This is a genomic window from Bradyrhizobium sp. McL0616 (assembly GCF_049993385.1).
GTDB lineage: Bacteria > Pseudomonadota > Alphaproteobacteria > Rhizobiales > Xanthobacteraceae > Bradyrhizobium.
Genome location: NZ_CP188255.1, coordinates 3,751,266 through 3,764,622 on the forward strand (window position 1 = coordinate 3,751,266; position 13,357 = coordinate 3,764,622).

At 64.5% G+C, this 13,357-nt stretch carries 10 protein-coding genes; 5 read left to right on the plus strand and 5 right to left on the minus strand.

Annotation, left to right across the window (positions count from 1 at the left end; translation table 11 throughout):
• Positions 1-23: 23 nt before the first annotated feature.
• Positions 24-1,388: an MFS transporter gene (locus tag ACPPVR_RS18100; RefSeq protein WP_426615521.1), complete on the plus strand. Its 1,365-nt coding sequence runs from the start codon at positions 24-26 to the stop codon at positions 1,386-1,388.
• 9 nt (positions 1,389-1,397) lie between these two features.
• On the opposite strand, the gene ACPPVR_RS18105 is transcribed toward ACPPVR_RS18100, so the two are convergent.
• The 4 genes from ACPPVR_RS18105 to ACPPVR_RS18120 all read right to left on the minus strand — a co-directional run bounded on the left by ACPPVR_RS18105 (position 1,398) and on the right by ACPPVR_RS18120 (position 7,010).
• The gene (locus ACPPVR_RS18105; protein ID WP_426615522.1) at positions 1,398-2,657 is read right to left on the minus strand and encodes an arsenic transporter; all 1,260 of its coding nucleotides are present in this window, start codon (positions 2,655-2,657) and stop codon (positions 1,398-1,400) included.
• 26 nt (positions 2,658-2,683) lie between these two features.
• Positions 2,684-3,961: an MFS transporter gene (locus tag ACPPVR_RS18110; protein ID WP_426615523.1), complete on the minus strand. Its 1,278-nt coding sequence runs from the start codon at positions 3,959-3,961 to the stop codon at positions 2,684-2,686.
• A gap of 63 nt (positions 3,962-4,024) precedes the next feature.
• A complete protein-coding gene (locus ACPPVR_RS18115; RefSeq protein ID WP_426615524.1) occupies positions 4,025-4,465 on the minus strand; it encodes an EamA family transporter in 441 nt (146 codons plus the stop codon).
• Positions 4,466-4,532: 67 nt separating this feature from the next.
• Positions 4,533-7,010, minus strand: coding sequence for a PAS domain S-box protein (locus ACPPVR_RS18120; RefSeq protein WP_426615525.1), 2,478 nt, complete (start codon positions 7,008-7,010; stop codon positions 4,533-4,535).
• A 218-nt stretch (positions 7,011-7,228) separates the two neighbouring features.
• Between ACPPVR_RS18120 and ACPPVR_RS18125 the strand changes: the two genes are divergently transcribed.
• The 4 genes from ACPPVR_RS18125 to ACPPVR_RS18140 all read left to right on the plus strand — a co-directional run bounded on the left by ACPPVR_RS18125 (position 7,229) and on the right by ACPPVR_RS18140 (position 11,741).
• Positions 7,229-8,317, plus strand: a complete 1,089-nt coding sequence (locus ACPPVR_RS18125; RefSeq protein WP_426615526.1) for a zinc-binding metallopeptidase family protein — start codon at positions 7,229-7,231, stop codon at positions 8,315-8,317.
• 169 nt (positions 8,318-8,486) lie between these two features.
• Entirely contained in the window at positions 8,487-10,502 is a 2,016-nt protein-coding gene (locus ACPPVR_RS18130) for an acetyl-CoA carboxylase biotin carboxylase subunit (protein ID WP_426615527.1), read from the plus strand.
• Positions 10,503-10,578: 76 nt separating this feature from the next.
• Positions 10,579-11,445: an isocitrate lyase/PEP mutase family protein gene (locus ACPPVR_RS18135; RefSeq protein WP_426615528.1), complete on the plus strand. Its 867-nt coding sequence runs from the start codon at positions 10,579-10,581 to the stop codon at positions 11,443-11,445.
• Positions 11,442-11,741, plus strand: coding sequence for an acylphosphatase (locus ACPPVR_RS18140; RefSeq protein WP_426615529.1), 300 nt, complete (start codon positions 11,442-11,444; stop codon positions 11,739-11,741). Before ACPPVR_RS18135 ends, ACPPVR_RS18140 begins: the two co-directional genes overlap by 4 nt.
• 5 nt (positions 11,742-11,746) lie before the next feature.
• Here the strand turns inward: ACPPVR_RS18140 and ACPPVR_RS18145 are convergent, their stop codons facing one another.
• The gene (locus tag ACPPVR_RS18145) at positions 11,747-13,267 is read right to left on the minus strand and encodes an ATP-binding protein (RefSeq protein WP_426615530.1); all 1,521 of its coding nucleotides are present in this window, start codon (positions 13,265-13,267) and stop codon (positions 11,747-11,749) included.
• Between the last annotated feature and the right edge of the window lie 90 nt (positions 13,268-13,357).

Below are 13,357 nucleotides of genomic sequence, written 5' to 3' on the forward strand. Positions count from 1 at the left end.
TTTGAAGAGAGGACCAAACAAACATGTCAACGATGGCCGTGCCACAACCAACCGCGAGCGAAGCGGCAGTCCGCTACCTCATTACGAACTACAGTCCCAAGGGTAACAAGGTCGGCTGGTTGATGATGGCCTCGATCCTGGTCGAAGCCTGGGATCTCTATTCGATCGCCTTCGTCCTGATCTTTATCCGCGAGCAGTACAACCCCGATCCGTTGATGCTGGGCCTTGCGGCGGCCGGCACGCAAGGTGGCGCCCTGATTGGCGCGCTGCTCGGCGGTTGGCTATCTGACAAGATCGGCCGCCGCGTGATGTTCCTCATCACGATGGTGATGTTCATCGTCCTCGCGCTGGCGCAGGCCTTCGTGCCCAGCGTCGGCTGGCTGGTCGTGATCCGCTTCCTGCTCGGCGTTCCCCTCGGCTCCGACATTTCGACCGGGTACACCTACATCATGGAATCCATGGCCAAGGGTGAGCGCGAGGTCATGGGCAACCGCTGGCAGTTCATGTTCGCGGTCGGCGAGGTCCTGACCATCGGCGTCATCGTGATCTTCCTGCTGCTCGACATTCAGCACGAGATGCTGTGGCGCGTGACGCTCGGCCTCGGCGCGGTGCCGGCGCTGATCATCCTGATCATGCGCCATGACGTGCCGGAGACGGCGGTGTGGCTGGTGCAGAAGGGACGCTTCCGCGAAGCCAAGCAGGTCGCGCGCGAGATGTTCAACGACGATCTCGCCATGCTGCCGGACCACGACGTGGTGATGCCGAAGGTCAGCACCAGCGCCTTCATCGCCGATCTCAAGAAGGATCCGATCCGCTGGCGCGCCACGATCTACGGCTGGATCGCCTGTTTTGCCCAGGGCAGCGAGTTCTCGACGTTCGCGTTCTATTTGCCGGTGCTGTTCGTGATGGTCGGCGTGTCGAGCGTGCTCGGCAACAACCTGGTGACGATGGCGCTGTTCTGCTTTGCCGCGGTGTCAGGCTGGGTCGGACCGCTGCTGACGCCGAAGATCGGCCATCGCGGCATCGCGATCGCCGGCTTCTCCATCGTGCTGGCGTCGCTGCTGGTTGCCGCCTTCGCGCTCTACACCGACAACAAGATGCTGCTGCCGTTTGCGGCGGCGGCCATGCTGTGGGGCCACTATTGGGACGCGTCGAACTGCATGACGATCCCGACCATGGTCGCGAAGCCGAAATATCGCGGCACCGCCAGCGGCTTCGCCTACATGTTCGTGAAGCTGCCGTCGTTCCTGGCGATCTTCCTGTTCCCGTCGCTGTTCGCGGCGATCGGGCAAGCCGGCGCCACGCTGTTCGTCGCAATCTTCCCGCTGATCGGATTGCTCGCCGCAATCTTCATCCTGCCGGAAGTCTACGGCTACGAGAACGATTGATCCCGCAAGTTACCTGATCGCGGCCGCCAAGGCCGCGATCAGGGCCGGCGGCGTCACCAGCATGCCGAGCTTGAGGAAAGGCCAGGCGCCGACCTCGATTTTTTCGCGGCGGAGTGCGACCAGCCAGAGAATGGTCGCGAGCGAGCCGGTCACTGACAAATTGGGTCCGAGATCGACGCCGATCAAAAGGGCGCTCACCACGGGCGCTGGCAGGTGATCGCTGGCCGCGACCGAGCCCGCGACGAGGCCGACCGGCAGATTATTGGCAATGTTGGTGGCGATTGCGGTCGCGACGCCGACGCTCCAGGCGGCTTGCGGGACCGATTGCGCGACCGCTTCATGCAGCAGCGCGCTGAGTTGCCCGATTACGCCGGTCTTGAGCAGCGCTTCCACCATCACGAAGAGCCCACCGACCAGCGGCAGCACGCTCCACGACACGCCCCTGAGCACCGGCAGGGGTGATTGACGGCTGATCAGCAGCACAATAGCCGCGGTGACCACGCCGCAGACGAACGTCGGCAGGCCGAGCGGCTTGTCCAGCGCGGAGGCCGTGACCAGCACGACACTGATGGCGACGATGCCTGCGGCCGTCAGCTTGCCTCCGCGGCCGAGCGTCGGATGCGGCACGCTGCGTGCGATGGTGTCGTCCTTTAGCGCGCGGTGCTGGGTCAGGCGCAGCACAACATAAGTCAGCAGGATCGAGGCCGCCGAAGGCAGGGCGAACAGGCGCAGCCATTCAGTGAGTTGCGGCATGCGCGCGCCGAATACGACGAGGTTGGCGGGGTTGGAAATCGGCAGCACGAAGCTTGCGGCGTTCGCAATGAAGGCGCAGACGAAAAGATAGGGCAGCGGCTTGGCGCCGGCCGCGCGCGTCGCGGCATAGACCGCGGGCGTCAGCACGATTGCGGTGGCATCGTTGGAGAGCAGCACGGTTACGACCGTGCCGACGATATAGATCAGCAAAAACAGCCGCTGCGGCGAACCGCCTGCATATTCCACCGCAAGGGCTGCGAGATAGTCGAACAGGCCTTCGAGCCGCGCCAACTCTGCGATCAGCATCATGCCGATCAGGAACAGATAGACGTCGACGCCTTTCTCGATGCCGACGAGCGCATCCTGCCATGGCAGGAGGCCGAGCAGCACGAGGGCACTCGCGCCGAGCACGGCCCAGATCGCCTCGGGCAGACGGAACGGACGGATGATGACGCCCGCGGTTGCGGCCACGATGATGCTCCAGGCCCAGATGGCGTCATGCGGCGCAGTCGGCACGGGTCAGTCCTTCAGCTGGAGTCGGTTCATTCGGCAGCGATAGCGGATGCCGGAGCCGCTGTCTTCCCCTGCGGTCGCGGAGCGACATAAGCGGTTTGCCGCGTTTCAGGAAGGGCGATCAGGCAAATGACGGCACCGATGGCGGCCACCACGCCGAGCGTGATGAACGCCGCACTGTAACCGGCGCCGACCACGACGAAGCCAGCGAGCGTCGTCGACAACGCAGCGCCAATGCTCTGGGCGGTAATGACAGCGCCTTGCGCGACGTTGAAGCGTCCGGTGTTGCGCATGAGGTCGGCGATGATCACGGGGAAGATCGCGCCAAAGATACCGGCGCCGACGCCGTCGAGAAGCTGCACCCCGACCAGCCAGAACGGATTGTCGGACAATGTGTAGAGCGCGCTGCGGACCGGCAGGATCAACAGCGCGGCGAGGAAGAGGCGCTTGTGGCCCCAGCGGTCGGCCTTCGCGCCGACCAGCATCGCGAACGGCACCATCACCAATTGTGCGGCGACGATGCAGGCCGACATCAGGCTGGTGCCCATATTCTTGTCCTGAAGCGCGAGCTTTTGCCCGACCAGCGGCAGCATGGCGGCGTTGGAGAGATGGAACAGCAGGACGCAGATCGCGAAGACGAGCAGGGGACGGCAGGTCAGCAGCACGGCGAAGCCCGAGGGATGTTCGCTCCGCGTATCCGCATTGTCCAACCCGCGGGCAAGGTTGTGGTCGATGGCCCGTTCTGGGATCGCAACAATGCTGATGAGGCTCGCAACCGCCATGGCTCCGAGAAGGTAGAACACGACGGTCGGCCCGAACCAATAGGCAGAGACTCCGGCAACGCCCGCGGCGACCGCATTGCCGGCATGATTGAAAGTTTCGTTGCGGCCGATCCGCCGGGTGAAGGCGGCATGGCCGAAGATGCCGAGCGAGACGGCGGCGATCGCGGGTGGAAAGATGACGGCGGCGGCTTGCGCGATGCCTTGCGAGATTGCTACTGGCCCGAAGCCTGGAAACAGGGGCAGCAACAGCGAGGCCAGCGTCACGAACACCGCGGCGACCGCCATCACGAGCCGCTTCGCCCGCGTCGCGTCGATCAGCGCGCCGGCCGGCGTCTGCGCCACGATGCCGGCGATGGCTGCGATCGACATCACGAGGCCGATACGCGCTTCGTCCCAATGCTGCTCCGTGAGGAGATAAACGGCGAGATAGGGCCCGAGACCGTCGCGGACGTCGGCGAGGAAGAAGTTAGCCGCATCCAGCGCACGGCCGGCCTGTCTTGCTTGCTCGGGGTTTTGGCTCGACATCGGCTTCTCGATCGAGGCGCGGTCGCCCCGGCAGAAACTGATCTCGCGGAGCTTTGTTCCGTCTCAAAACTTCACGGCCAGCAGCACTGCGCCTGCGCCGATCATGGCGATGCCGAACCAGCCTTGGGCGGTCGGGCGCTCGCCGAGAAAGGCGAATGCAAAAATCGCGACCAGCACGACGCTGAGCTTGTCGATCGGCGCCACCAGCGTCGCGGGTCCGAGCTTGAGCGCACGGAAATAGCAGAGCCAGGACGCTCCGGTCGCAAGCCCCGACAGCACCAGGAACAGCCAGGTCTTTGAGGAGACCGCCGAGGGCACCGCGAACTGTCCGGTGAAGAAGAGAAGGAGCGAAAAGGCGAGCAGCACCACGATGGTGCGGATGAAGGTCGCCAGATCCGGATTGATGTTCTCGACGCCGACCTTGGCGAAGATCGCGGTCAGCGCGGCAAAACAGGCGGAGAGCAACGCCCAGGTCTGCCAGGCGGAGAAGAGGACGGGTTTCATATCATCAAAATCCGTTGCTTTACGACGGCGCGATAGCGCCTGCGGCAGATTCTTTCGAACTTCAGACTCACCGCGCCACCGACAGCTTCTCCGTGATCGCCTTGCGCAAAATGCGCGACAGCGACTCCACCGAATAGGGCTTCTGGATCAGCTCGAAACCGCGATGCGCATTTTCGGCCAGCACATTGCTGTAGCCGCTGGTGAGCACGACGGGGAGGCCCGGATAGCGCTCGCGGATGATGCCAGCGAGTTCGACGCCGTTCATGCCGGGCATGATGACGTCGGAGAAGACGAGATCGACGGCGAATTCGTTCTCGCCGAGGATCGCCAGCGCCGCGTTGGCGTTGGCGACGCGGCGGACGACGTAGCCGAGATCTTCCAATAGCTCTGTCGAGAACTGGCCGACATCGTCGTTGTCCTCGACCACGAGCACGCGATAGCCGCGTCCGGTCGTGGCAGCCTCGTGGGTCAGCGCCGCGGCTTCCTTCTCCGCCGACGGACTCTGCGCCTGCGGCAGATAGATGGTGAAAGTCGCGCCCTTTCCTGGCGTGCTCGTCACCGCGATGTCGCCCTCGGATTGCTTGGCGAAGCCAAACGCCTGGCTGAGGCCAAGGCCGGTGCCCTTGCCGACTTCCTTGGTGGTGAAGAACGGCTCGAAGATGGCGTCGATGTTTTCCGTTGCAATGCCGCTGCCGGTGTCGGCGACGGAGATCGCGACATAGTCGCCGCCGCGGGCCGATTGCGCGCGTAGGCTCGGAATGCCCAAAACCTTGTGGACCGCAATGGTGAGGCGGCCTTCGCTTTCCATGGCATCACGGGCGTTGATGGCGAGGTTGATCAGCGCGGTCTCGAACTGGGCGATGTCGGCGACCGTGAAACAGTCGACATCGTGAACCTCCACTGCGATCTCGATACGGCCGCCGACCAGCGGCCGGACCAGCTGCGCCACGCCCTCGACCTGGCTGCCGACGTTGAAGATCTGCGGCTTCAAGGGTTGCCGGCGCGCGAAAGCCAGAAGCTGCGCGGTCAGCTTGGAGGCGCGCTCGACGGTGTCGGAGATCGCGTCGACATAGCGACGGCGGCGCTCCTCCGGCAGCTCGCGTCGGCGTAGGAAGTCGGTGGCCGAGCGGATGATGGTGAGGAGGTTGTTGAAGTCGTGCGCGACCCCGCCGGTGAGCTGGCCGATCGCCTCCATCTTCTGCGACTGCCGCAACGCTTCCTCGCCGCGGCGGCGCTCAGTGATGTCGACGGCCTCGGGCACGGCACCGGTGATGTTGCCGTGGCGGTCGAGCACGGGCCGCATGCCGAATTCGAAATCGCGTTCGCCGATGGGCAGGCGCAGCCGCATCTCCATTCGCACCGCTTCGCCCCTCAGCACGGTGTCGAAGGCCTCGCGCACGGTCGCGCTCATGCCGTCAGAGCCGGTGAACCAGGGCGTGTCCCAGAACGGCTTGCCAATGACGTCCTGGGCGTTGGCGCGGATGCCATCAAGCGCCGTCTTGTTGGCGTAAAGCAGCTCGCCCTTGAGATTGACCAGTCCCTGATACTGGTTGCTGGTCTCCAGGATCGCGCGCAATCGCGCCTCGTTGGATTCGAGCTCGGCGGTGCGCTCGGTGATGCGCTCTTCCAGCGTTTCGTTGAGCTGCCGCAGCTCGATCTCGGCCTGCTTGGCCGCGGTGATGTCGTGGGCGACGCCAATGAAGCCGATATGACTTCCGGTAGGGTCCCAGCGTGGCTGCGATTCCGAACGCAGCCAGCGCCATTCGCCGCTGGCGTCCTTATAGCGCGCCTCCAGCACGAAGGGCTTCAGCGATGCTTCGCCCTGGACGGATTGTTGCAGCACATGCGGCAGGTCATCCGGATGCAGCACCTTGCGCCAGTCGAAGGCGATGGCCTGATCGTAGGGCAGGCCGACGAAGTCGACATAGGCCTGGTTGGCGAAGGACCGCGTGCGGTCCAGCTTGGTCACCCAGATCGGCACCGGCGCGCTGTCGGCGATCAGCCGAAAGCGGTCCTCGCTCTCGCGCAGCGTCTCGCGGGCGAGCATCTGGGCGGTGATGTCGATGTGGGCGCCGACCAGGCGAATGGCGTGGCCGTCTGCGGCGCGCTCGATCTTGGCGACCACGCGGATCCAGCGCGTCTCGCCGTCGCTGGGGCGGATAATGCGGTATTCGGCGGTATAGTCTTCGCTCGCGCCGGCCAGCGCATCAAAAAAATGCTTCACCGCGACATCGCGGTCGTCCGGATGGATGCGGCTGACCCAGTCCTCGTGCGACTCCTCGGCGGCCTCGGGCGGCAGCCCATGAATCATCAGATATTCCGGCGAGCGGCGGTTCTTGAAGCCCTCGCGGAAGTTGACCTCAAGGCCGCCGACCTTGCCGATGCGCTGGATGCGTGCAAGCTCCGCCTCACGCTCCTGGAGTGCGCGATAGGCATCGTCGCGCTCGCGCGCGATGTCTTCCAGGTGCTGGCGCAGCCTTTCGGCGGCGCTGGACTCGGGCAAAGGATCGTTCAAGGCGTCGGCCGTTGTGATGCGGATGCGCACATGCCGGACCGATACTCACACAGACCGAGCGGGATGGCCATTGCTCAAAGGGGAGGGAATCTCAGGGAAAAGTCTGCGTAACGCCGGAAAAGTTCGTCTAACCAACGTCCAGGCTGGCATTTTGTTCCGGATGTTGGAACGATCGGCCGGTGCAGGCGTCTTTGCGAGGCGCGCAAGACATCCTTTCACAAAAACTCCCTTTCCGAAGAGGCTAAACCTTGAAGCTCTTTGTCTGCCAGGCCTGCGGCAACGTCCTCTATTTCGAAAACCGCGCCTGCGAACGCTGCGGCCACCGGGTCGCCTTCCTGCCGGAGAAGGAGACGATGTCGGCGATCGAGCCCGATGACGAGGCTGACGGTAAGGCTTGGGCGACGCTCGCCGACAAGAGCAACGGGCGGATGGTATGCCGCAATGCTGAGCATGACGCCTGCAACTGGCTGACGGATGCAGACGATACCACCGGCTATTGCCGCGCCTGCCGTCACAACGGGATCGTGCCTGACCTGTCAGATCCCGCGCAGCTCGCGGGCTGGCGCGAGCTGGAGGTGGCGAAGCACCGGCTGTTCTATTCCCTGATCCGCTGGAAACTGCCGCTCCAGACCCGGCAGGACAATCCCGAACACGGCCTGATCTTCAATTTCCTCGCCGATGATCCGAATAGCGGCCAGAAGATCCTGACCGGGCATGACAACGGCCTGATCACGATCGCGCTCACCGAGACTGACGAAATCGAGCGAGAACGGCGCAGGCTCGAGATGGGGGAGCCGTACCGGACACTGCTCGGGCATTTCCGCCACGAGGTCGGTCACTACTTCTGGGATGTCCTGGTGCACGACGGCGGCAAGCTGGAAGAATGCCGCGCGGTGTTCGGGGACGATTCGATCGACTACGGCCAGGCCCTGCAGCGCCACTATACGGAGGGTGCGCCGCCGGACTGGCAGCAGAACTACGTCTCGGCCTATGCGACGACGCACCCCTGGGAAGACTTCGCCGAGACCTGGGCGCACTATCTCCACATCGTCGACACCCTGGAGATGGCCTCCGAGTTCGGCATGGAGGTGCGACCCAAGGTCGACCGTGACGGCGAGTTGTCGACCCGGATCAGGTTCAACCCTTACGAGGCAAAGGACGTTCAGACGATCGTCGACGCATGGCTGCCCTTCACCTTCGCCATGAACAGCGTCAACCGCGCGATGGGGATGCGCGACCTCTATCCCTTCATCCTGTCGCCCGCGGTGGTGGCAAAGCTGGGCTTCATTCATGGCCTGGTCCGCGATGTGGCCAAGACCAAGGCCAAGAAGGGGTAGCAGAGCGGTTAGCCAGGCTGGTTTGGGCCCCGTCTGGAACGCCAGGGGCGCGGATTTTGGCCGTTGCCTCTGGCCTATTTTGATGTACCACGGGAGGCACACGGCCCGTCCCTCATAGGCCCCAACGGCCAGGGAAGGGTCCCGCCCAAGGTCGAGACTCAAGAAAAGCATGTTCAAACGCATCCTGATCGCCAATCGCGGCGAAATCGCCTGCCGGGTCATCAAGACCGCTCGCCGCATGGGAATTCAGACGGTTGCGGTCTATTCCGAGGCCGACCGCGACGCCCTTCATGTCGAGATGGCCGACGAGGCCGTTTTGATCGGCCCGCCGGCCGCGGCCGAGAGCTACCTGGTGATCGAAAAGATCGTGGAGGCGTGCCGCAAGACGGGCGCCGAGGCTGTTCATCCCGGCTACGGCTTCCTCTCCGAGCGCGAGGCCTTTCCGCGCGCGCTTGAGGCCGCCGGCATCGTCTTCATCGGCCCGAACCCGGGCGCGATCGCGGCGATGGGCGACAAGATCGAATCCAAGAAGGCGGCCGCCAAGGCCAATGTCTCGACCGTGCCCGGCTATCTCGGCGTGATCGAGGACGACAAGCATGCGGTCCGCATTTCGGATGAGATCGGTTATCCCGTGATGATCAAGGCCTCCGCCGGCGGTGGTGGCAAGGGCATGCGCATCGCGCATTCGAAGTCCGAAGTCGCAGAAGGCTTCAACCTCGCCAAGGCCGAGGCCAAGGCCTCGTTCGGCGACGACCGCGTCTTCGTCGAAAAGTTCATCGTCGATCCCCGCCACATCGAGATCCAGGTGCTGGGCGACAAGCACGGCAACGTCATCTATCTCGGCGAGCGCGAATGCTCGATCCAGCGCCGCAACCAGAAGGTCATCGAGGAGGCGCCGTCGCCGCTGCTCGACGAAGCCACCCGCCGCAAGATGGGCGAGCAGGCGGTCGCACTGGCCAAGGCCGTGAACTACGATTCCGCCGGCACTGTCGAGTTCGTTGCCGGCCAGGACAAGAGCTTCTTCTTCCTCGAAATGAACACGCGCCTCCAGGTCGAGCATCCCGTCACCGAGCTCGTCACCGGCATCGATCTCGTCGAGCAGATGATCCGCGTCGCTGCCGGCGAGAAGCTCGCAATTGCGCAGAAGGACGTCACGCTCAAGGGCTGGGCGGTTGAATCGCGCCTCTATGCGGAGGATCCCTTCCGCAACTTCCTGCCCTCGATCGGGCGTCTGGTGAAATACCGGCCGCCGGCGGAAGTGAGCAAGGACGGCATCACCGTTCGCAACGACACCGGCGTGCAGGAAGGCGGCGAGATCTCGATCCATTACGATCCGATGATCGCCAAGCTCGTCACCCATGCGCCGTCGCGCGCGGCCGCGATCGAGGCGCAGGCGACTGCGCTGGACTCGTTCTATGTCGACGGCATCCGCCACAACATCCCGTTCCTGTCGGCCTTGATGCACCATCCGCGCTGGCGCGAGGGCAATCTGTCGACCGGCTTCATCGCGGAAGAATTTCCCAAAGGCTTTGTGGTGCGCGTGCCCGAAGGCGAGGTCGCGCGGCGGATCGCTGCGGTCGGCGCCGCCATCGATCATGTGCTTGGTGAACGCAAGCGGCAGATTTCTGGCCAGATGGGCGGCCGCGTCGTGCAGCGCGAGCGGCGCCGCGCGGTGTGGCTCGATCGCCAGGAAATTTCGCTCGAGGTCGCGCGCGAGGGTGAGGCGATTTCGGTGCGCTTCCTCGATGCCGACGGCAAGGCGGGCAATCCGCATCTGTTGCAATCGCCGTGGAAGCCGGGCGATCCGGTTTGGCAAGGCACGATCGACGGACAGGTCGTTGCAGTGCAGACGCGGCCCATTGCCAACGGCATCCGCCTCGCGCACCAGGGCGTCGAGGTGCCGGTCTATGTCTGGACCGAGGCGGAAGCGGCCTCGGCGCGGCTGATGCCGGTGACCACGGCTGCCGACACCGGCAAGAAGCTGCTCTGCCCGATGCCCGGGCTGGTGGTTTCGATCGCGGTGACCGAGGGGCAGGAGGTCAAGGCCGGCGAGACTCTCGCGGTCGTCGAAGCCATGAAGATGCAGAACGTGCTCCGCGCCGAGCAGGACGGCACCGTGAAGAAGGTCCACGCCAGCGCCGGCGCGACGCTTGCGGTGGATGCGCTGATTTTGGAGTTTGCGTAAGGTGTGAGTGGGGCTCTCGCTGCGCTCGCAATGACGGAGTATTTTGCGACAGCGCCGCAACAACCGAGATAGCACCATGGCCTTCCGTTCCCGCCGCGAAAAACTGCGATCGATCCTGTCGGGCTCGGCCTGCATTCATCCGGGCTCGGTCTACGACGCCATTTCGATCCGCATTGCCGAGGATCTCGGCTTTCCCATCGGCATGTTCGGCGGCTCGGTCGCTTCGCTGGCGGTGCTCGGCGATCCCGATATCACCCTGATCACGCTCACCGAGCTTGCCGAGCAGATGCGGCGGATGTCGCGTGCCGCGGAACTTCCGGTGCTGGTCGATGCCGACCACGGCTATGGCAATGCGCTCAACGTGCGCCGCACTGTGCAGGAGCTGGAGACGGCGGGGGCGGCCGGCCTCACCATCGAGGATACGCTGCTGCCGGCAGCCTTCGGCGAAGCCAGGACGCAACTGATCTCGCTCGAAGAAGGCGTCGGCAAGATGAAAGCGGCGCTCGACGGCCGCAGCGATCCCTCGCTTGTCATCATCGGCCGCACCGGTGCGGCCTCGATCACGTCGCTCGACGATACGATCCGCCGCGCGCAGGCCTATGAGGCGACCGGCGTCGATGCGCTGTTCTTCACCGGCATCAAGTCGCGCACCGACCTCGAGGCGGTCGCAGCGGCCACACATCTGCCGATTGTGCTGGGCGGCGCGCCGGAGGAATTGAATATGCTCGACTATCTCGCCACCAACCGCGTGCGCATTGCGCTCCAGGGCCACGCGCCGATCTCGGCAGCGACCCAGGCCGTGTACGACACGCTTAAAGCGCTGCGTGAGGGTACGGCGCCGAAACACCTCAAGGGTCTCGCGTCGTCCGAATTGACCAATCGCGTCATGCGCGACGCTGACGTGAAGGCGCGGAGCGCGAATTTTCTCGGGCTGAAAAAATGAGCCGGGCAATCCTCCAGGTCGTGATCCGCGGCAGCGTCCAGGGCGTCGGCTATCGCGCCTGGGTCGAATCTCAGGCGATCACCTGCGGGCTCGAAGGCTGGGTCCGCAACCGCCGCGACGGCAGCGTGGAGGCGCTGCTTGCGGGCGCGCCCAACCATGTCGCCGATATGGTCGCCCTGTGCCGCCACGGCCCGCCATCGTCGCGCGTCGACAGTGTCACCAGCGAGACGGCCAGTGTGGACGAGTTGAACCTGCGCAGGGCAGGGGAAGCGTTCTCGGTTCTGCCGACGGTGTAGCGGAGTCACCGCGGCAGCTTGGCGATCGCCTCGCTGAGCTCGTGGATCTCATAGGGCTTGCGCAGGATCGGGAAATCGCCGCGGACATCGGCGGCGGCTTCGCTGTAGCCGGTGGCGAGCAGGATCGGCAGGCCGGGGCGGACCTGGCGCAGATGATGGGCGAGGCTGAGCCCATCCATCTTGCCGGGCATCACAATATCCGAGAACACGAAGTCAACGCCGTCCTGCTCGATCTCGCGCAAGGCCGCTTCGGCGTCGGCGACCCGGCGCACGTGATAGCCGAGCTGCTCCAGAAGGCCGATGCTGACGACGGCGACGTCCGGATTGTCCTCGACCAGCAACACCGTGCCGCTGCCGTGGAATGATGGCGCCTCCGTCGTCTCGCGCGAAGGCGCGGTTTCGCCACGCGGCAGCAGGATGGTGAAGGTGGCGCCCTTGCCGAGTTCACTTGCGACCCTCACCGTGCCGCCGGCCTGATGGGCGAAGCCGTGCACCTGGGAGAGCCCAAGGCCGGTCCCCTTGCCGATCGGCTTGGTTGTGAAGAACGGTTCGAAGATCTTGTCGCGCACGTCGGAGGGGATGCCGAGCCCGGTATCGGAGACATCGACTCCCACGAACTCGCCGGCGTGGGGCGGGTCGGTCAGCACGATGTTGCGCGCGCGGATCGTCACCGTGCCGCCGTCAGGCATGGCATCACGGGCATTGATGACGAGGTTGAGCAGGGCGGTTTCGAGCTCGGTGACATCAGCCTTGATCGGCCAGACGTCGCGGGCAATCTCGAAAGCCAGACGCACCGAGCTGCCGACACCGGCGTCGAGCACCTCGCGGATCGCGGTGATGCGGGATGCGAAATCGATCGCCTGCGGGTTGACGCTTTGCCGCCGCGCGAAGGTCAGGAGCTGGTTTGTCAATGCGGCGCCGCGCCTGGTGGCTGTCTCGATCGCGGAGATCGCGCGCTGAAGCTTGGCGTCGTCGGCCGTGCCCTTCTTCAGGATGTGAAGACTGCCGCTGATGATCATCAGGAGATTGTTGAAGTCGTGGGCGACGCCGCCGGTGAGCTGGCCGAGCGCGTCGAATTTCTGGGACTCGGCAAGCTGTGTCTGCATCGCCTCGAGCTTGATCTGCGCATTGCGCCGCTCGGTGATGTCGCGCGTGATCTTGGCAAAGCCGATGAGCTGGCCGTCCTCATAGATCGGGTCGATCACGACACTCGCCCAGAAGAAGGTGCCGTCCTTGCGGACGCGCCAGCCTTCCTCCTCGTAGCGGCCCTTGTCACGGGCAATGCCAAGCGCGCGGGCAGGCCTGCCGTTGGCCCGGTCGGTCTCGGTGTAAAAGAGGGAAAAATGCTCGCCGACGATCTCTTCGGACGAATAGCCCTTGATGCGCTCGCCGCCGATGTTCCAGCTCGTGATGGTCCCGGTGGGGTCGAGCATGTACAGGGCGTAGTCGGCAACCCCTTCAACCAACAGCCGGAAACTGCGCTCGCTTTCGAACAAGTCCCTCTGTTGACTGATTTTTCTGACCATTCCTGGACCCCGCCTTAACGGAGCAAACGCGATAGGGGATCCTTGGTTCCGTGCCTCTGGGACAATTTTAGGCAGAATCGCTGGCCCGTA